The organism is Mesorhizobium sp. Cs1299R1N1, from assembly GCF_037179655.1.
In the GTDB taxonomy this organism is placed as follows: domain Bacteria; phylum Pseudomonadota; class Alphaproteobacteria; order Rhizobiales; family Rhizobiaceae; genus Mesorhizobium; species Mesorhizobium salmacidum.
Genome location: NZ_JAPYKR010000001.1, coordinates 642,208 through 659,249, shown reverse-complemented (window position 1 = coordinate 659,249; position 17,042 = coordinate 642,208). Strand labels below are relative to the sequence as shown.

At 63.5% G+C, this 17,042-nt stretch carries 20 protein-coding genes and 1 riboswitch; of the genes, 10 read left to right on the top strand and 10 right to left on the bottom strand.

What is annotated here, in order from left to right; genetic code table 11:
• Positions 1-24: 24 nt before the first annotated feature.
• The 3 genes from O7A70_RS03195 to metX all read right to left on the bottom strand — a co-directional run bounded on the left by O7A70_RS03195 (position 25) and on the right by metX (position 2,724).
• Positions 25-873 (bottom strand): Stf0 family sulfotransferase, encoded by an 849-nt coding sequence (locus O7A70_RS03195; RefSeq protein WP_337138970.1) that lies wholly within the window; start codon positions 871-873, stop codon positions 25-27.
• Positions 819-1,433, bottom strand: coding sequence for a methionine biosynthesis protein MetW (gene metW / locus O7A70_RS03190; protein ID WP_140503320.1), 615 nt, complete (start codon positions 1,431-1,433; stop codon positions 819-821). The genes O7A70_RS03195 and metW overlap by 55 nt, the downstream gene beginning before the upstream one ends.
• Positions 1,434-1,554: 121 nt before the next feature.
• On the bottom strand, positions 1,555-2,724 hold the full coding sequence (gene metX, locus O7A70_RS03185; protein WP_337138969.1) for a homoserine O-acetyltransferase MetX: 1,170 nt from the start codon (positions 2,722-2,724) through the stop codon (positions 1,555-1,557).
• A 120-nt stretch (positions 2,725-2,844) separates the two neighbouring features.
• Positions 2,845-2,922, bottom strand: a riboswitch (SAM riboswitch).
• Positions 2,923-3,058: 136 nt separating this feature from the next.
• Between metX and hisC the strand changes: the two genes are divergently transcribed.
• The gene (hisC, locus tag O7A70_RS03180; protein WP_337138968.1) at positions 3,059-4,168 is read left to right on the top strand and encodes a histidinol-phosphate transaminase; all 1,110 of its coding nucleotides are present in this window, start codon (positions 3,059-3,061) and stop codon (positions 4,166-4,168) included.
• A 5-nt stretch (positions 4,169-4,173) separates the two neighbouring features.
• Entirely contained in the window at positions 4,174-5,109 is a 936-nt protein-coding gene (locus O7A70_RS03175; protein WP_337138967.1) for a prephenate/arogenate dehydrogenase family protein, read from the top strand.
• On the opposite strand, the gene O7A70_RS03170 is transcribed toward O7A70_RS03175, so the two are convergent.
• Positions 5,106-6,035: a sugar kinase gene (locus O7A70_RS03170; protein WP_337138966.1), complete on the bottom strand. Its 930-nt coding sequence runs from the start codon at positions 6,033-6,035 to the stop codon at positions 5,106-5,108. The genes O7A70_RS03175 and O7A70_RS03170 overlap by 4 nt on opposite strands.
• A gap of 7 nt (positions 6,036-6,042) precedes the next feature.
• A complete protein-coding gene (locus O7A70_RS03165) occupies positions 6,043-7,041 on the bottom strand; it encodes a DUF2125 domain-containing protein (RefSeq protein ID WP_337138965.1) in 999 nt (332 codons plus the stop codon).
• Positions 7,042-7,194: 153 nt separating this feature from the next.
• Here O7A70_RS03165 and O7A70_RS03160 point away from each other — a divergent pair, with 153 nt between their 5' ends.
• From O7A70_RS03160 to O7A70_RS03150, 3 genes are all read left to right on the top strand, one after another.
• Positions 7,195-7,716 carry a gamma-glutamylcyclotransferase gene (locus O7A70_RS03160; RefSeq protein ID WP_337138964.1) on the top strand — a complete coding sequence of 174 codons (522 nt, stop codon included), beginning with the start codon at positions 7,195-7,197 and terminating at the stop codon, positions 7,714-7,716.
• Between the two features lie 122 nt (positions 7,717-7,838).
• Positions 7,839-8,786 (top strand): aldo/keto reductase, encoded by a 948-nt coding sequence (locus tag O7A70_RS03155; protein WP_140503309.1) that lies wholly within the window; start codon positions 7,839-7,841, stop codon positions 8,784-8,786.
• A 93-nt stretch (positions 8,787-8,879) separates the two neighbouring features.
• A complete protein-coding gene (locus O7A70_RS03150; protein WP_337138963.1) occupies positions 8,880-9,506 on the top strand; it encodes a LysE family translocator in 627 nt (208 codons plus the stop codon).
• Positions 9,507-9,525: 19 nt separating this feature from the next.
• On the opposite strand, the gene O7A70_RS03145 is transcribed toward O7A70_RS03150, so the two are convergent.
• Both O7A70_RS03145 and O7A70_RS03140 read right to left on the bottom strand, forming a co-directional pair.
• Positions 9,526-10,314, bottom strand: coding sequence for a lysophospholipid acyltransferase family protein (locus O7A70_RS03145; RefSeq protein ID WP_337138962.1), 789 nt, complete (start codon positions 10,312-10,314; stop codon positions 9,526-9,528).
• 77 nt (positions 10,315-10,391) lie between these two features.
• Positions 10,392-11,297: a LysR family transcriptional regulator gene (locus O7A70_RS03140; RefSeq protein ID WP_337138961.1), complete on the bottom strand. Its 906-nt coding sequence runs from the start codon at positions 11,295-11,297 to the stop codon at positions 10,392-10,394.
• Positions 11,298-11,398: 101 nt separating this feature from the next.
• Here O7A70_RS03140 and O7A70_RS03135 point away from each other — a divergent pair, with 101 nt between their 5' ends.
• The 3 genes from O7A70_RS03135 to O7A70_RS03125 all read left to right on the top strand — a co-directional run bounded on the left by O7A70_RS03135 (position 11,399) and on the right by O7A70_RS03125 (position 13,140).
• Entirely contained in the window at positions 11,399-11,950 is a 552-nt protein-coding gene (locus O7A70_RS03135; RefSeq protein WP_337138960.1) for a carboxymuconolactone decarboxylase family protein, read from the top strand.
• A 61-nt stretch (positions 11,951-12,011) separates the two neighbouring features.
• Complete coding sequence (locus O7A70_RS03130; RefSeq protein WP_140747917.1) at positions 12,012-12,482, top strand: nuclear transport factor 2 family protein; 471 nt, start codon at positions 12,012-12,014, stop codon at positions 12,480-12,482.
• 25 nt (positions 12,483-12,507) lie between these two features.
• Positions 12,508-13,140 (top strand): pyridoxamine 5'-phosphate oxidase family protein, encoded by a 633-nt coding sequence (locus O7A70_RS03125; protein WP_337138959.1) that lies wholly within the window; start codon positions 12,508-12,510, stop codon positions 13,138-13,140.
• A 7-nt stretch (positions 13,141-13,147) separates the two neighbouring features.
• Here the strand turns inward: O7A70_RS03125 and O7A70_RS03120 are convergent, their stop codons facing one another.
• From O7A70_RS03120 to ftsE, 3 genes are all read right to left on the bottom strand, one after another.
• The gene (locus tag O7A70_RS03120) at positions 13,148-13,873 is read right to left on the bottom strand and encodes a YdcF family protein (RefSeq protein WP_337138958.1); all 726 of its coding nucleotides are present in this window, start codon (positions 13,871-13,873) and stop codon (positions 13,148-13,150) included.
• 109 nt (positions 13,874-13,982) lie between these two features.
• On the bottom strand, positions 13,983-14,969 hold the full coding sequence (locus O7A70_RS03115; protein ID WP_337138957.1) for a cell division protein FtsX: 987 nt from the start codon (positions 14,967-14,969) through the stop codon (positions 13,983-13,985).
• A complete protein-coding gene (ftsE, locus tag O7A70_RS03110; RefSeq protein ID WP_337138956.1) occupies positions 14,962-15,621 on the bottom strand; it encodes a cell division ATP-binding protein FtsE in 660 nt (219 codons plus the stop codon). The genes O7A70_RS03115 and ftsE overlap by 8 nt, the downstream gene beginning before the upstream one ends.
• 188 nt (positions 15,622-15,809) lie before the next feature.
• Between ftsE and O7A70_RS03105 the strand changes: the two genes are divergently transcribed.
• Together O7A70_RS03105 and hpt are read left to right on the top strand one after the other, a co-directional pair.
• Entirely contained in the window at positions 15,810-16,454 is a 645-nt protein-coding gene (locus tag O7A70_RS03105) for a hypothetical protein (protein ID WP_337138955.1), read from the top strand.
• 23 nt (positions 16,455-16,477) lie between these two features.
• A complete protein-coding gene (gene hpt, locus O7A70_RS03100) occupies positions 16,478-17,020 on the top strand; it encodes a hypoxanthine phosphoribosyltransferase (protein ID WP_337138954.1) in 543 nt (180 codons plus the stop codon).
• Positions 17,021-17,042 lie beyond the last annotated feature (22 nt).

Below are 17,042 nucleotides of genomic sequence, written 5' to 3'. Positions count from 1 at the left end.
GATGTTTCCCAACAATACTGACGATCAGCCACCGCCACCAAATCGGGACCAAAGGGAACCGCGAGTGCGGTCAACCGGGAATCTTGAAGTGTCTGAATATTGCGCCAAGAAACGCTGCCGCCATTCTACATTGACGGTGTCTCGTTGAATTGCGAGGCCGGACGCAAAGCCAAATCCGACGTCACGGCCAAGCTCGGCGTCAACGAGACCAGCGATTTGCTTAAGACTGGTCTGTGGGTCTTGCAAAAGATCCTCATATGTCAACGACAGGAAAGGCACACCGTTTTTTGCAAACCAGAGGTCCCAAACCAGATTTTCCAGCACAAGTTTATCAAGCGACTGTGCGATCGCCGCGCCGTCGTAACGTGGCGCGTTGTTGGCGGTCTCGGTAGAACGGAATCGGCCGGTCTGACGGGCGCGAGCCCAGGAGATTGCCTGGCCAAGGAGATCGCGGCGCGTCAAACGGACATAGCGCAATTCTGGGAGGGTGGCTGGTAGGTCGATGGTTTTAGCCACTTGGGAAAATTGGCTGGCAAACAGTTTGACTGCGTAAATTCCGGAAGGGGATCGCCCATCCCTCAATGCCCGCAAGACTTGAGCGCGGGGATCGCGAGGATAGTTCGGCAATTCAAGAAGACGGCGGCCGCCGAACCACTCCAAAGGGTTGCCAAGCCCGGCGGCTGCCATCAATCCAGCGAGATGATTGCTGCCGCTGCGCGGTGACGTGCAGACCAGAATTCCAGCTTTTATGCCAGACAGGATGTCAGGTGGTATTTCAACCGGAAGAGGCCGTCTGCGAAAGAGATGCATGGCAACCACTACCGCTTCAGCAGGAACACAGCCTGTTGGCCAAAGAAATTCCAGAACCACCATGGCATCGACAGGCCGATCTTCTGGCCGTTGGCGTCGAGCGCTGTCGCCTTTTCCACCGTCGCGCCAAGCTCTTCGCACAGATTGACGAAGTCGCGGATGGTGCAGAAGTGGATGTTGGGCGTGTCGTACCAGGAATAGGGCAGATCCTTGGTCACCGGCATTCGGCCCTTGACGAACAGCGACAGGCGCACCCGCCAATGGCCGAAATTGGGGAAGGAGACGATCGCCCGATTGCCGATCCTGAGCAGTTCGTCGAGCACCAGTTTTGGATTGCGGGTGGCCTGCAGGGTCTGCGACAGGACGACGAAGTCAAAACCCTTGTCGGGATAGAATTCGAGATCCTTGTCAGCATCGCCCTGGATGACCGAGAGGCCGCGCGCCACGCATTCGTTGACGCCGCGCTGCGACAACTCGAGCCCGCGGCCGTCGACCTGCTTGCTTTCCTGCAGCAATTCGAGCAGCGAGCCGTCGCCGGAGCCGACGTCGAGCACGCGCGATTGCGGCGGGATGAGGTTGGCGACGACCTCGAGGTCGACACGCTGGCTGCCGTTGACGCTCATGGTTTCGCCTCCTGAGTGGCGCATGACCATGGTCCGGAAAGTCCGCAACTCCTCGGGGTCATGGCTTCGCCTTTCTGTTCGGCGCATGACCTTGGTCCGAAAAGTCTGCAACTTTTCGGGGTCATACGCCCAGCCCCCTGGCGCGCGCGGCCGAGCCGATGAAGCCGTTGATGGCGGCAAACAGTTCCGGTTCGTCGAGCAGGAAGGCGTCGTGGCCGCGATCGGTCTCGATCTCGACGAAGGATACCGAGGCGCCGGCGGCGTTGAGCGCATGGACGATGGAGCGGCTCTCTTCGGTCGGAAACAGCCAATCCGACGTGAAGGACACCAGGCAGAAGCGGGTTTTGGTGCCGGCAAAGGCGTCCGCCAGCCGGCCGCCATGGTCGGCGGCGAGGTCGAAATAATCCATCGACCGTGTCATGTAGAGGTAGGAGTTGGCGTCGAAACGGTCGACGAAGGTCATGCCCTGGTGGCGCAGATAGCTCTCGATCTGGAAATCGGCATCGAAGCCGAAGGTCAGCGCTTCGCGATCCTGCAGGTTACGGCCGAATTTGCGGTGCAGGGCGGCTTCCGACAGATAGGTTATGTGGGCGGCCATGCGCGCCACCGCCAGCCCCTTTTCCGGGCGCTTGCCGTGCTCGAAATATTTGCCGCCATGCCAGTCCGGATCGGCCATCACGGCCTGCCGCCCGACCTCGTGGAAAGCGATGTTCTGTGACGAATGGCGCGCGCCGGTGGCGATCGGCAGTGCCGAAAAAACCCGTTCGGGATAGCTCGACGCCCATTGCAGCACCTGCATGCCGCCCATCGAACCGCCCAGCACGCAGAACAGCTTCTCGATGCCGAAATGGTCGACCAGCATCTGCTGCGCGCGCACCATGTCACGGATGGTGATGACCGGAAGGTCGAGCCCATAGGGCTTTCCCGTGACGGGGTTGGTCGAGGCCGGCCCGGTGGAACCAAGACAGCCGCCGATGACGTTGGAGCAGATGACGAAGAAGCGGCTGGTGTCGATGATCTTGCCGGGGCCTATCAGCACTTCCCACCAGCCTGGCTTGCCGGTCACCGGATTGGTGCTGGCGACATGCTGGTCGCCGGTCAGCGCATGGCAGACGAGGATGGCATTGGAACGAGCGTCGTTCAGCGTGCCATAGGTCTGGTAGGCGATCTGGAATGGCGACAGCAGCGTGCCGGCGTCGAGCTTGAGCGGCTTGTCGGGCCCGAAACGCAACACCGGGCTCGACGGTTGATCGGCCTCGTTGTTGGTCTTTCCTGCACGCAGAACAGCCATCACGTCTCTCTTGCTGCACCGTGCTTTTTGCGGAAATCGCTGCCGATCTCCGCGCCGCCGATGCGTTCGTCCGGCCGGTCGCGGACAATAAAAAACCGGCATTGCCTTCGCAAAGCCGGTTACGTCACGCAAACGGCCCTTTAGCGAATTGTTTAACGTGGCTGCAAGCCGACCGGCCAAATCACCACGGAACTGTCCCTGTCCTTCTAGAACTCACCCGCCTCGCCGTCAATGCCGGCGGCCGGCACCACTGCCGCCCCTCGACATTGCCTGCCATGGCCTGTATTTCCGCAGCGGCTTCCGGATGGAGGTGTTTTCGACGGATTTTGCAAAAATGAACCAGACACCTGATCAGGCACGTCCGACCCCGCGCGCGGGCATCATGGACATAGACGCCTACGTGCCCGGCAAGAGCACGGCGCCGGCCGGTGTCGCCAAGGTCTACAAGCTGTCGTCGAACGAGAATCCGCTTGGGCCCTCGCCGAAGGCGATCGAGGCCGCGCGTGAGATCGCCGGCAAACTCGACGTCTATCCCGACGGCACCGCCAGGCGGTTGCGCGAGGCGATCGCCGAGGTGCATGGCCTCAACGCGCAGAACATCATCTGCTCGAACGGTTCCGACGAGATCCTCGGCCTGTTGGCGCAGACCTATCTCGCGCCCGGCGACGAGGCCATGTTCACCGAACACGCCTTCATGGTCTACAAGATCTACATCCAGTCGGCGGGCGCCACCCCGGTGGTGGTCAAGGAGACCGACGAGCGCGCCGACATCGATGCGATGCTGGCGGCTGTCACACCGCGCACGAAAATCGTGTTCCTGGCCAATCCCAACAACCCGACCGGCACCTATGTGCCGTTCCAGGAGGTGCGCCGGCTGCATGCCGGACTGCCGAAAAACGTGCTTCTGGTGCTCGACGCGGCCTATGCCGAATATGTCCGCCGCAACGACTATGAAGCCGGCATAGAACTTGTCGGCAGCGCTGAGAACGTGGTGATGACGCGCACCTTCTCCAAGATCGGCCTCGGCGGCGCGCGCATCGGCTGGATGTATGGTCCAATGCACATTGTCGACGCCATCAACCGCGTGCGCGGCCCCTTCAACGTCAATGCGACGGCGATCGAAGCCGGCATCGCCGCGATCCGCGACCGTGCCCATGTCGAGCGCAGTGTGGCGCATAACGAGACCTGGCTCGCCTGGCTGAGCGAGGAGATGACCGGGCTCGGACTGCGGGTGACGCCGAGCGTCGGCAATTTCCTGCTCATTCATTTTCCCGACGACCAGAAGCATTCGGCGGCGGCTGCTGATGAGTATCTGAGCGCGCGCGGCTATATATTGCGGCGCGTTTCAGGCTACGGCTTTCCCAACGCGCTGCGCATGACCGTCGGCACTGAAGAGGCCAATCGCGGCGTTGTCGCCGCGCTCACGACATTCCTGAAGAGCTAGAAACCATGACATCTCCGATGTTTGAAAAAATCGCGCTGGTCGGCATTGGCCTGATCGGTTCGTCGCTCGCCCGCGTCATTCGCCGTGAGGGTCTGGCTCGCCACGTCGCCATCTCGACCCGCAGCGCGGCAACGCTCAAGCGGGCCGAGGAACTGGGCCTCGGCGATTCCTACACCACGGCTGCCAGGGAAGCGGTCCGCGACGCCGATCTGATCATCGTCTCGGTGCCGGTCGGTTCGTCCGGCGCGGTGGCACAGGAAATCGCGCCGGCGCTGAAAAAGGGGGCGATCCTCACCGATGTCGGCTCGACCAAGGCGTCGGTCATCGCGCAGATGCAACCGCATGTGCCTGATAGCGTCCATTTCATTCCCGGCCACCCGCTGGCGGGTACCGAAAAATCAGGCCCGGATGCCGGGTTTGCCGACCTGTTCGACAATCGCTGGTGCATCTTCACGCCGGTATCGGGCACCGATCCGGAAGCGCTGGAACGGCTCTCGGAATTCTGGCGCCGCTGCGGCGCCAACATCGACACGATGGACCCGCAGCATCACGACATGACGCTCGCCATCGTCTCGCATCTGCCGCACATCATCGCCTACAACATCGTCGGCACCGCCGACGATCTGGAATCGGTGACCAAGACTGAAGTGATCAAATATTCCGCCTCCGGTTTTCGCGATTTCACGCGTCTGGCCGCCTCCGATCCGACCATGTGGCGGGACGTGTGCCTGCACAACAAGGATGCCATCCTGGAAATGCTGGCGCGGTTCTCGGAGGATTTGGCCTTCCTGCAGCGTGCGATCCGCTGGGGGGACGGCGACAAGCTGTTCGACCTGTTCACCCGTACCCGCGCCGTGCGCCGCTCGATCATCGAAGCCGGCCAGGATATCGACGCGCCCGATTTCGGCCGCCAGGCGGTGGAGCACCCGGCAAAGAGCTAAGCTGTTTCAGGCCAGGTCGCTGCCATCATGGCGAGCGTCTCCGCCCGATCCGGCGCGCCCAGCCTGCCGCCGAAGCGCAGACATTTGAGCGCGGCGGCCGCACTTGCGAGACGCAAGGCCTGTTCGACCGGCATGGCTTCCGCCAGCCCGACCGCAAAGGCGCCATGAAAGACATCGCCGGCGGCCAGCGTGTCGACCGCCTTGATCCTCGGTGCCTCGACATGGCGGGCTGATCCAGCGCTTCGATCGAGCCACCAGGTTCCCGCCGCACCGCCGGTGACCGCGACGAAGGCATCGGTGCGGGCGGCAAGGTCGGTGCAGGCGGTCTCCAGATCCAGCGCGTGGCCACATATGATGCGGACTGCCGGTTCGGAGGCGACGATGTGCGAGGCCAGCGGCAATAATTGTTCCAGCACCGCAAGCGGCGCGGTATCGGCATCGAGGATAGCCGGCCGGCCAGCGGCGCGCGCCGCCTTCAGGGCCAGGGCAGCGGCACCCGGCCAGCGCACGTCGGCCAGGACGGCATCGAATGTCGTGACGTCGGTGAACGGCAAGGCCTCGGGATCAGCCTGAGCGCGTGTGTCGTAGAAAGGCACGATGATCCGCTCGCCATGCGCATCGACCAGGATCGAGGCCAGTGCCGAGCGCGCGCCGCTGACGCGGCGCACATGGCTGCAATCGACGCCCTCGGCCTCTATTCTCGCAATCAGCTGATCGTCGACCGGATCGTCGCCGGCGCTCGCCCATAGCGATACCTCGGCGCCGAGGCGATGCGCGGCGCAGGCCGCGCTCGTGGCCATGCCCGAGGCGATCTGGATGCCGTCGGAGGCGATGAACTTTCCCTGATGATGGGGCAATGTATCGACACGCAGGATCGTATCCAGCGTCAGCGCCCCGACACTCAGGAGCTTCACGGGTCTTGCCATGGCGGGACTATTGCACCGGCTTGATCTTGCCCAGCGGGATGAAGCCGAGCGAGGCCTTGCCCTTGACCACTTTCAGCGGCATCGACGGTTCGCTGCCAAGCAGCGCCAGGGCGCCAAAACCCTGCTCGATCGCATTCTTCTGCTCGGGTATGGCGCCGGCAAGAATGGATGCCACGGCCTTGGGATCCTTGATCCTGATCATCAGATCGGCGTCGACCAGGCCCTCGGCATCGACCGAAAGCGGCCCGGAAACGGTGACACGCGCCATTCCCGACGACAGATCGAGGGTGCGGATTTCGATCCTCTGGCCGCGCAGGCTTTTCACCTGCGTGCCGATCGCCGCGACGCCGTTCTTCAGTGTCACGTCGCCGCTGGCATCGAGCGCCGGCAGCACGCGCCCGCCGATCGCGTCGGGATCGATCTCGAGATCGCCAAAGCTGCCGACATAGTCGAGATCCCCGCCATTCGGCTGCAACTGGCCCGATGCCTTGCCAGCACTGAACAGTTCGACCGGATCGGTGTCGTCGGCCGGGTCGGTTTGGCCTGATAGGCCCTCGGCCTGCAGCGATATGCGCCGCGGCAGCGGGTACCACAGTTTGACGTTGGCCTGCAGATTGTCCCAGTCGATCCAGAGCGGCATCATGCCCGGGACGGAGGTCCGGAGCGGACCGCGCAGACTGGCAACCGGCGACAAGGGTTGGACGATCTGGGCGGTGGCATTGAAACTACCGGCCGAGGCGGCGATGTTCTTGGCATCGTCCTCGTAAGCGAGGTTGTCGCAAGAGACGGCAAAGCTCAGGGGATAGCCACCGACCTGGAGATTGGCGCAGCCGGCCGCGATGCCGCTTTTGTTGAGCGTGGCAACCGCCTTGTCGGCCTCGGACCTCACCCTGTCGGCCATATAGAACCAGCCGGCGCTGTAGATGGCGAACAGCACCAGGATGAACGCGGCAAGCCACCACAAGCGGCGACGGCTACCCGGTTGGCGTTCGTCACTTGACGTCATGCTTTGGCTCTCGTTAACGCATGGATGGTGTGGACGGATTCTCGATTCCGGCAACACCAGTGGACAGAGACGAATAGGTAGACGGACACGGGCGGAAAAAACACCGGTTTCCGGTGCGGTGTTGCCATTCTTTTTGCAATCAGGCGCGTTGATATGGGCGATTTTTGGGTGTTCGGCTACGGTTCGCTGATCTGGCGGCCGGGTTTCGCGCATGTCGAGACACGACGCGCCCACCTGCATGGCTATCGCCGCTCGCTTTGCGTCTATTCCTTCGTGCACCGCGGCACGCGTCAGCGGCCCGGACTGGTGCTTGGCCTCGACCATGGCGGTTCCTGCGTCGGCCTTGCTTTCCGCGTGCCTGGCAAATTGCGCGACGAGGTCATTGCGTATCTACGCGAGCGCGAGCTCGTCACCAGCGTCTATCTCGAACGCACGCTCAAGGTGCGCCTCGACGGCGGCGATGCGGTCCAAGCCGTGGCCTACATCGTCGACCGCAGGCATGAGCAATATGCCGGGGCGCTGGATGCGGCGGATGCGGCGGCCCTGGTGCGCGGCGCGGTCGGCCGATCCGGCAACAATGAGGACTATGTGCTGAGCACGCTCAAGCATCTGGAAGCGCTCGATATCCGCGACCACTGGCTGGAGGATGTGGCGCGCCGGATAGCGACTTCGTGAAGCGCTGGCTCTGCGGAAAAAGGCGGCCAGGCCTTTGACCTCGATGCGGCAGGACCTAGGTTAGGCTCCGAACCCAGCCAGCGGGCGGCATCGCCCGCTCCCAATCATCACGGAGATCCGTCTTGCAGAAACGCCGTCTCGGTCGTACCGACCTTTCCATCGCGCCGCTGGTTCTGGGCGGCAATGTCTTCGGCTGGACCGCTGACGAGAAAACCTCCTTCGACCTCCTCGACCGCTTCGTCGGCGCGGGCCTCAATGCCATCGATACGGCGGACGCGTATTCGCGTTGGGTTCCCGGCAACAAGGGCGGCGAATCGGAAACCATCATCGGCAAATGGATGAAGGATCGTGGCAATCGCGACAAGGTCGTGGTGGTCACCAAGGTCGGCTCGGACATGGGGCAGGGCCACAAGGACCTGTCGGCCGCCTATATCGAAAAGGCCGTCGACGCATCGCTGAAGCGGCTGCGGACAGAATTCATCGACCTCTATCTGTCGCACTGGCCGGATCCGACCACGCCTTATGAGGAAACTCTCGGCGCCTATGAGAGACTGCTCGCCAAGGGCAAGATACGCTATGCCGGCTGTTCTAACCTCGATGCCGGCCAGTTGCGCGCGGCACTTGACGTGGCAAGCCTGCGCGGCTTGCCACGCTATGAGGTGCTGCAGCCGGAATACAATCTCTACGATCGTTCCTCCTTCGATGGCCCGCTACGCGACCTCTGCGTGGCCGAGGATATCGGCGTCATCACCTATTTCAGTCTGGCCAAGGGTTTTCTCAGCGGCAAGTACCGCACGGAAGCCGATCTCGGCCAGAGCGAGCGCGGGGAGGATGTCGGCAGCTATCTCAATCCACGCGGCATGCGCATTCTGGCGGCGCTCGACGCCGTATCCGCCAGGCATTCGGCCAAGCAGGCGGAAGTGGCGCTTGCCTGGGTTATCGCACGGCCAGGCGTCACCGCGCCGATCGCCAGCGCCACCAAGCCGAGCCAGATGGACAGCCTGATCAAGGCGGTGTCGTTGAAGTTGAGCGCGGACGACATGGCCGAACTCGACAAAGCCAGCGCCTGAGGCGGCCGGCAGCGCGGGGGCGCACGAACGTCCAAGACGATCCTCATGCCTTGCCATACCGTCCTTCGCACGGGGCGCAGGGCGGAGGATCAGATGGCCGGATCGCTTGTTTGGCAGCCGGAGCTTTGGCGCCAATTGCTTGCGCTGTTGCTGGCCGCCACCGTGGTCATGGGTAGCCCGGGGCCGGCGACGATAAGCGTCACCGCCGTTGGCGCCGCCTTCGGCCTGCGCGATTCGCTGCGCTACACCGGCGGCATCGTCCTGGGCACGATCGCCGTGCTGCTGGTCGTGGCGACCGGTGTCATGGCGGTGCTTGGGTCGATGCCGAAGCTGGCGCCGTTGCTGGTTGGTGCGTCTGCGGCCTACATCCTCTATCTCGCCTTCAAGATCGCCACCGCCCCGCCATTGGCTGTACGCGCCGCCGACGCGTCGCGCCCGACATGGCTGGCCGGTTTTCTCCTCGCGGTGGCCAACCCGAAAGCGTATGTGGCGATCGCCGCCGTGTTCGCGGGTGCTTCGTCGAGCGCGGGCGATGCCGAACTCCGGCTGTGGACGAAACTGACTGTTCTCGCGGTGATGATCGTTGTCATCCACGCCGTGTGGCTTCTTGCCGGTGCGGCGTTCTCGCGCTTCCTGCGCCGACCTGTCGCCTCGCGGATCATCAATCTGGGTTTTGCCGCGACGCTGCTGCTGACCACGGCGCTGGCGGTGCACGGTTGATGGCCTGGCCAGAGAGCCTTCAGGCCTTCGTGCCCAGCTCCCGAAGCCGCTTGATCGCCGTTGGCGGCAGGGCCGGCGGATTGGGGGCGCGCGATGCCTCGACGAGAAGCTGGTCGCAGGCAGCCTCGGTCTCGCCGATCAGCCGCGCCATGAACTCATCCTTGCCCAGACCAGGCGGTATGGGCGGCAGGAAGCGCGCCTTGACGGTCCCGGGATAGCGCAGGAACTTGCGGCGCGGCCAATAGAGGCCGGCGACATGGGCGACCGGCACCACCGGAACGCCAAGCTGGGTGTAGATTTCAACGATGCCGTATTTGTAGGCCGGCTCGTCGCCCGGCGCCCGGCGCGTGCCCTCGGGATAGATGATCAACTGGCGCGGGTTGCGCGCCATCTCTTCCTTGGTCGCTGCGACCACGGCCTTCAGCGCCTTGGAGCGGCTGCCGCGATCAACCGGGATCATGCGCATCTTCAAGATATACCAGCCGAAGAACGGGATCCAGGTCAGCTCGCGCTTCAGGATGTAAAGCGGGTCCTGGAGGTAAGGAAAGAAGGCGATAGCGTCCCAGAACGATTGGTGCTTGGGCGCCAGGATGAAGGAGCCCTCGGGCAGGTTTTCCTGCCCGGTGATGTCGTTTGTCGTTCCGGCGATCTTGTCATAGAGCCACATCGAGGTGCGCGACCAGAATTTCGGCACGAACCAGGCGCGGTGGCGGGGCGACAGGAAATAGTACGGGGTCCAGAGGATCATCTGGATGATCAGATTGACGTAGAAGACGAAATTGAACGCCAGCGATCTGACATAAAGCATGGGGGAGGTCCGGTGAGGAAGTGTGCGTTGGTTACACCAAGCGCGGGGAAAAAGGAAACGGTGCGATACTGCCCGTGCTACCAGGTCGCCTGCGCCAGCCGTTCCCTCAGGCGTGGGGCGGCGAAGTCGAGGAAGGCGCGCAATTTTACCGGCAGCCGGCCCTGGCCCGCATGCACCAGGTTTACCGGCCAAGGCTCGGGTTCGAAATCCCTGAGCACGGGGCGCAGTGTTCCTGATCGTGCGGCGGCGACGATCTGGTAGGAAAGCACCCGGGTCAACCCGACCCCGGAGATCGCCGCATCGATCGCCGCCTCGGCGGTGTTGACCCGAAGCCTTGAGCGGACCGGCACGACAAAATCAGCCTTGTCCACGGTGAAGGTCCAGGTGGCAAGCGAGCCAAGGCCTTCGAAGGTGATGCAGCTGTGCGTATCGAGCTCTCCCGGCGCCCCAGGAATGCCGTGTCCGGCCAGATAGGCCGGGCTTGCGCAGACAATATGACCGATCGAGCCGACCCTGATGGCGACCATCCGCGAATCCGGCAGCCTGCCGATGCGGACGGCGAGGTCGATATGGTCTTCGGCCAACTGGCTTATCCTGTCGCCGAGCGTGAGGCGGATATCCACCAGGGGAAAGGCGGCGAGGAACTCGGTGACAACCGGCAACACGTGAAGGCGGCCGAAGACGATCGGCGCGGTGATGATCAGTTCCCCTGTCGGGGCGCTGTATTCGCCGCCGGCGGTGCGTTCGGCGTCGCCGACCTCGTCGAGAATGCGGCGGCAGGCAGCGAGATAGGCATGGCCCGCATCGGTCAGTGTCAGCCGCCGCGTCGAGCGGTTCAACAGGCGTGTCTTCAGGTGGCGCTCCAGATCGGAGACCTTGCGGCTGACCGTTGCCAGCGGAACGTCCGAACGGCGCGCGGCGGCGGAAAGGCTGCCGCCTTCCGCTGCCGCGACAAAAAGGGACATGGCTTCGAGACGATCCATCATTTCTTCCAGAAAATGGAAGGGTTGATTGCAAACATGGCATCTACATCCGCAACATGGAAGGCTGCATATAGGCGGGGTACCTCAACAAGGAAATCTCCATGCCCCGCATTGCCACGCCTTCGTCCATCGCAAACGCTCCCGCCGCCGCGCAGCCCATGCTGCGGGCGGTGGAAAAACAGCTTGGTGTCGTCCCGAACCTGTTTCGGATGGTCGCCAACAGTCCGGCCGCGCTGGAAGGCTATCTCGGCATGATGGGAGCGTTGGCCAAGGGCCGGCTGCCGGCGCCGACGCGCGAGCGCATCGCGCTGGCGATCGCCGAGATCAATGGCTGCAACTACTGTCTTTCCGCCCACACCTATCTCGGCAAAAACCTTGCAAGGCTCGACGATGCCGAGATGATCGCCAACCGCCATGGCGGCTCCACGGATCCCAAGGCAGCCGCGGCGGTGCGTTTTGCCGCCGGGGTAGCGCAAAGCCGCGGGCATGTCGGCCAGGAGGATCTCGCCGCTGTCAGGCTCGCGGGCTATGACGACGGGGAGATCATCGAGATCGTCCAGCATGTCGCCCTGAACGTCTGGACCAACTATATCAACGAGGTTGCCCAGACGGAGATCGATTTTCCGGTTGTTTCCGCCCGCGATGCTGCCTGAATCCGGAAAAGGGGCGGCGGTGCCCGCCGGCCCCAATCCTTCAAGCCGCAGAGGAAACCCCATGTCTGAGAGCCGCCCGCCGCTTCCGCCCTTCACCGCCGAGACGTCAGCACAGAAAGCGCGCATGGCCGAGGATGCCTGGAATTCGCGCGATCCTGCGCGGGTGGCGCTCGCCTATACGGCGGACAGCCGTTGGCGCAACCGCGCCGAGTTCCTGCAAGGCCGCGATGCGATCCAGGCGTTCCTGACACGCAAATGGATACGCGAACTCGACTACCGGCTGATCAAGGAGGTCTGGGCCTTCGACGGCAACCGCATCGCCGTGCGCTTCGCCTATGAATGGCACGACGACAGCGGCTCATGGTTCCGCAGCTACGGCAATGAGAACTGGGAATTCGACGAGCACGGGCTGATGCGGCTGCGCATCGCCAGCATCAACGACCTGCCGATCGCCGAGGCCGAGCGCAAATATCGCTGGCCTCTCGGCCGGCGCCCGGACGACCATCCGACGTTGTCGGAGCTCGGCCTTTAGAAACGTTTCATGCAAGGAGGTTTCGATGAACGCACACGCTTTTACGAGCGATGTCGCCTTCACGCCGACGGTCAAGGCGATCCAGGCGCGTAAGGGCTCGCGTCAGTCCTACGCCCGCGTCGAGGAGCGCGGCGGCTGGCAGTCGGCGATCACACCGGACCTCGCCGCCTTCATCGAAGTGCAGACCAGCGTCTTCCTGTCGACGGCCAATGGCGATGGCCAGCCCTACATCCAGCACCGCGGCGGCCCTGCCGGCTTTCTCAAGGTGCTCGACGAGAAGACGATCGGCTTCGCGGATTTTTCCGGCAATAAGCAGTTCGTCACGCAGGGCAATCTGGCCGACAATCCGAGGGCCTTCCTGTTCCTGATCGATTACATGATGCGCCAGCGCATCAAGATCTGGGGCACGGCACGCGTTGTCGAAAACGACGCCGGGTTGACGGCGCGGCTGATGCCGCCGGACTACAAGGCGCGTCCCGAACAGGTCATCCTGTTCACCGTCTCGGCGTGGGATGCCAATTGCCCGCAACATATACCGCAGCGCTTCGAGGCGGCTGATGTGGCGGCGGCGCTTGGCGAGCGCGACCGGCGCATCCAGGACCTTGAGCAGGAGGTCGCGCGCCTCAAGGGCGTTTCAGGGGCTGGCGCCAAGCAATGACGCGGGCTCAGCCGCCGGCGGCGGTCTCGGCCAGCGCGATGCCTTCAGGCGTCGGCTTCAGCGGGATGATGCCGCGAGCCAGCGCCAGCAGGTATTTGGTGTATTCGGTGAACAGAACGCGCACCGCCCGCGGCTTGGTCAGCCAATTGCCATTATCAAGGTTGGAATTGACCACCGGGTAGGGTTCGAGCTTGGCGCCATGCAGCAGCCGGCCCATCTCCAGCAGGCTGCGCGGCATGTGATAATTGTTGGTGACCAGGATCACAGTACCATAGGCGTGGTTTTCCACCCATTTGGCGCTTTCCTCGGCATTGCCGATCGTGTCGAGCGCGGCGCGGTCGATGTCGACGCAGCAGGAAAACAGCTTCTTGTCGCCGCCGGTCGCAGCCTGGAGTTGGCGACGGCTGGCGGAGGGATGCACGCCACTGATCAGGAGTCGCTCGCCCTTGCCGGATGCCAGCAGCTCCATCGCCGCGTCGAGGCGCGACTGGCCGCCGGTCAGCACAATGATGGCGTCGGCCTTGGCCGGGTTGGCGGGCGTGGTCAGGTGGCTGACCTTGCTGGCAAACCAGCCGAAGCCGCCAGCGAACACTGTTGCGAGCACAAACAGGGAGACAGCGGAGAGACGCAGGGCGGTCCTTAAATGGCTAAGCCTGCCGTGGCCGCGCCAACGGGCAACCACCACTGGCAGCCGTCCAGCCGTCCCGGTCGAGTCCCGCACGTCCATGGTCATATGGTTAATCCCGAAATGCGGCCTTTGATAGGTAAAAGACGCACTTTGCGTTACGCGAATTCTCCATCCGTGATCGCGCTCTTTCGATCCACGCCAAGACGAGTTCCTTTCATGCGTCGGGTTGGCGAACGTCGATGTCGCTGAGATAGGCGACGACGGTGGCGTGCGAAGTTGCCGCCGTCAGCGCGCCAATCACCAGCACCATCAGGACGACACCCAGGTAGCCCGCGGAGCCGATGGCGAAGTTGCCGAACAACGCGGTCGCCTGATCGGCCTGCGGCGTTGCCATATTGCGCGACGACCACCAGGAAAACACGATGAAGACGAGCACCGCCGCCGCTCCGCCGGCGGCCGCGCCCTTCATGCCGGTGACCAGGAAATGCCGGCGGAATTCGCGTGCGATGAAGCGCGCTTCGGCGCCGACGAAATGCAGCACCTCGATGATGTGGCCGTTGCCGTCCATGGCGCCACGGGTCGCGAACACCACGGTCAGCACCGTTGCCGACAGCATCAGGGCCAGAACGGCGACGCCAATGGTCACCGTGGTGCGGGCCATGGCCACCAGCCGGTCGACCCAGGTGCGGTGGTCGTCAAGCGATGCACTCGGCAGCTTCGGCGTGATCGCGGCGCGCATGGCGGCGAAGTCCGGCGGACTGTTCTCGTCGATGGTTACGATGATCAGCCGCGGCACCGGCAGTTCGTCGATGTTGAGGCCCGATCCCAGCCAGGGCTCCAGGAGCCTGGCGGTCGCTTCGCGGTCGATGATCCGGGTCGACTTCACGCCGGGGAATTCGCCGGCGATCTGTGAGGCCTGGCTAAGCGCTGCCTCCATGTCGAGGCCGTCAGCCGGCTTGATCTGGATGGTCGCCTCGCGCGAGATCTGGTTTTCCCAAACCGAGGCCGTGTCGCGCACCAGCGTCACCGCGCCGAAGGTCAGGCAGGACAGGAAGGTCATGATAGCGATGACCAGCACCAGGGCGCGGCCGGCAATGTTCTGCGCGGGCACGATCGGCGCCATCTTGCGCTGGGTGCGCGGTCTTGCCTCGACCGCCTCGGCATCCTGCTCCTCGAAATGGTCAGCCGATAGCTCAGTCATAGATATCAAGCCTTCCGCCGGCCAGGATCATGCGGCGCGCGTCGACCTGTTCCATAAGGCCAAGATCGTGGGTCGCGATCACCACGGCGGTGCCGAGACGATTGAGTTCGATGAACAGCCGCAGCAGCCGCCGCGCCAGCGGCGGATCGACATTGCCGGTCGGCTCGTCGGCCAGCAGGATCTCCGGCTGCTCGATCAGGGCGCGCGCGATCGCGGCGCGCTGCTTCTCGCCGCCTGACAGAACCGGCGGCAGCACATGCATGCGTTCGCCGAGCCCCACCCATTTCAACAGTTCGGTGACATCGGTGCGGTAGCTCGCTTCCTCGCGCCCGCGCACGCGCAATGGCAAAGCAACATTCTCATAGGTGGTCATGTGGTCGAGCAGGCGAAAATCCTGGAACACCACGCCGATGCGGCGGCGCAGATGCGGCAGTTCGGTGCGTGAGATGCGCGAGCGGTCCTTGCCGAAGATGGTGATCAGTCCACGCGTCGGCCTCAGCGACATGAACAAAAGGCGCAGCAACGTCGTCTTGCCGGCACCCGAAGGCCCGCTCAGGAACTGGAAGGAGCGCTCCGGTATGTGCAGGGAGATGTCGCGGAGGATTTCCGGACCCATGCCATAGCGGAGGCCGACATTTTCGAAGCGAATCAATTTCGGCGACCTGAAATTCCTGGCGGCGGCGAGCCGGCCTGTTCTGCGAAAAGACCATCGGCCGGCATGGTTAACCGGCGGTTAATTCCTGGGTTGTTTCGGCTTGTCACGACAGCTCCGGTGGGGAAGCGTTAACCATTTGTGTTTACGCAAAAGAAACGAAAAGCGAACAGGTGCAATACTGGGCCATGATGGCTGACCAGCGAACCGCGCGCCCGGTTTCCGGCGAAATCATGACCGATCCACCGGCAATTGCCGTGGCGGACCGGATCGTGCGCGGTCCGGCGGCCGATATCATCGATGCCGACTATGAAGTGATGCCGCGCCTTGCTCCTGCGGTGGAAAGCGATTCCCCACCGCCGCGTGCGATCGTCACCCCGCCCATCGAGGGCATGGACATGCTGCGCAAGCCGGAAGCGCCAGCGAAACGGCCGCCGGCATCACGCGGAGGGCCGATCTTCTGGATCGCCGGCGTCGGTGCCGCTCTTGCCGCCTTCTGGGTGTCAGGCGGCCATGCGCTGGTGCGCCAGGCGCCGTACCTCGCCGGCGCGCAAGCGTCGGCGCTGACCATTTCAGGCGTCACGTCACGTGTCGACGCCTCAGGCACGAACCCGGTGCTGTTCGTCGATGGGGAGGCCGCGAACGACGGGACGGGCCCCGCGACCCTGCCGCCGCTCGAGATCCGGGTGACGGGCAAAGACGGGCGCACAATCCGTTATACGTTGGGGACATCCGGCCGCTTGCTGGCATCCGGCGAAAGATTCGGCTTTGCCAGCCGGCTCGACGTGCCTAAGAACGGCGTAAGAACCGTTTTGGTTACTTTCGCCGAGTAGGCGATCACCGGGGAAGACCATCTATGCCCATCGTACGCGGCAAGGACATCGAAGTCCTGTTTTCGGCATCGGCGATCGCGCGGCGCAATCTCGAACTCGCCAAGGAGATCGCCGGGCACGACTATCACGATTTGCTGGTGATTTCGGTGCTGAAGGGCTCGTTCATCTTCGCCGCCGACCTGATCCGGGCCATGCACGATGTCGGCCTGTCGCCGGAAGTCGAGTTCATCTTCATCTCCAGCTATGGCGCCGGCACCACCAGCGGCGAGGTGAGGGTGCTGCGCGACATCGACAACGAGGTTGCCGGCCGCGACGTGCTGTTGATCGACGACATTCTGGAATCGGGCAAGACGCTGAGCTTCACCCGCGACCTGATGCTGTCGCGCGGCGCGAAAAGCTGTTCCATCGCCGTGCTGCTCGACAAGCGCATGCGCCGCCAGACCGCGATCAATGCCGACTATGTCGGCTTCGACTGCCCCGATTATTTCGTCGTCGGCTACGGCATGGATGTCTCGCATGCGTTTCGCGAACTGCCGTTCGTGGGTGTCGTCAAGGGCGACGTTTGAGCGGCTTCCAAAAAGACTTGCC

Excerpts from the sequence above, each read along its gene's own strand:
- O7A70_RS03175 (WP_337138967.1), top strand. The coding sequence starts at position 4,174 with ATGACATCTCCGATGTTTGAAAAAATCGCGCTGGTCGGCATTGGCCTG.
- O7A70_RS03160 (WP_337138964.1), top strand. The coding sequence starts at position 7,195 with ATGGGCGATTTTTGGGTGTTCGGCTACGGTTCGCTGATCTGGCGGCCG.
- metW (WP_140503320.1), bottom strand. The coding sequence starts at position 1,433 with ATGAGCGTCAACGGCAGCCAGCGTGTCGACCTCGAGGTCGTCGCCAAC.
- O7A70_RS03115 (WP_337138957.1), bottom strand. The coding sequence starts at position 14,969 with ATGACTGAGCTATCGGCTGACCATTTCGAGGAGCAGGATGCCGAGGCG.
- O7A70_RS03170 (WP_337138966.1), bottom strand. The coding sequence starts at position 6,035 with ATGGCAAGACCCGTGAAGCTCCTGAGTGTCGGGGCGCTGACGCTGGAT.
- O7A70_RS03125 (WP_337138959.1), top strand. The coding sequence starts at position 12,508 with ATGAACGCACACGCTTTTACGAGCGATGTCGCCTTCACGCCGACGGTC.
- O7A70_RS03165 (WP_337138965.1), bottom strand. The coding sequence starts at position 7,041 with ATGACGTCAAGTGACGAACGCCAACCGGGTAGCCGTCGCCGCTTGTGG.
- O7A70_RS03140 (WP_337138961.1), bottom strand. The coding sequence starts at position 11,297 with ATGGATCGTCTCGAAGCCATGTCCCTTTTTGTCGCGGCAGCGGAAGGC.
- O7A70_RS03105 (WP_337138955.1), top strand. The coding sequence starts at position 15,810 with ATGATGGCTGACCAGCGAACCGCGCGCCCGGTTTCCGGCGAAATCATG.
- metX (WP_337138969.1), bottom strand. The coding sequence starts at position 2,724 with ATGGCTGTTCTGCGTGCAGGAAAGACCAACAACGAGGCCGATCAACCG.
- O7A70_RS03130 (WP_140747917.1), top strand. The coding sequence starts at position 12,012 with ATGTCTGAGAGCCGCCCGCCGCTTCCGCCCTTCACCGCCGAGACGTCA.
- hisC (WP_337138968.1), top strand. The coding sequence starts at position 3,059 with ATGAACCAGACACCTGATCAGGCACGTCCGACCCCGCGCGCGGGCATC.
- O7A70_RS03120 (WP_337138958.1), bottom strand. The coding sequence starts at position 13,873 with ATGACCATGGACGTGCGGGACTCGACCGGGACGGCTGGACGGCTGCCA.
- O7A70_RS03135 (WP_337138960.1), top strand. The coding sequence starts at position 11,399 with ATGCCCCGCATTGCCACGCCTTCGTCCATCGCAAACGCTCCCGCCGCC.
- O7A70_RS03150 (WP_337138963.1), top strand. The coding sequence starts at position 8,880 with ATGGCCGGATCGCTTGTTTGGCAGCCGGAGCTTTGGCGCCAATTGCTT.
- O7A70_RS03195 (WP_337138970.1), bottom strand. The coding sequence starts at position 873 with ATGGTGGTTCTGGAATTTCTTTGGCCAACAGGCTGTGTTCCTGCTGAA.
- O7A70_RS03145 (WP_337138962.1), bottom strand. The coding sequence starts at position 10,314 with ATGCTTTATGTCAGATCGCTGGCGTTCAATTTCGTCTTCTACGTCAAT.
- hpt (WP_337138954.1), top strand. The coding sequence starts at position 16,478 with ATGCCCATCGTACGCGGCAAGGACATCGAAGTCCTGTTTTCGGCATCG.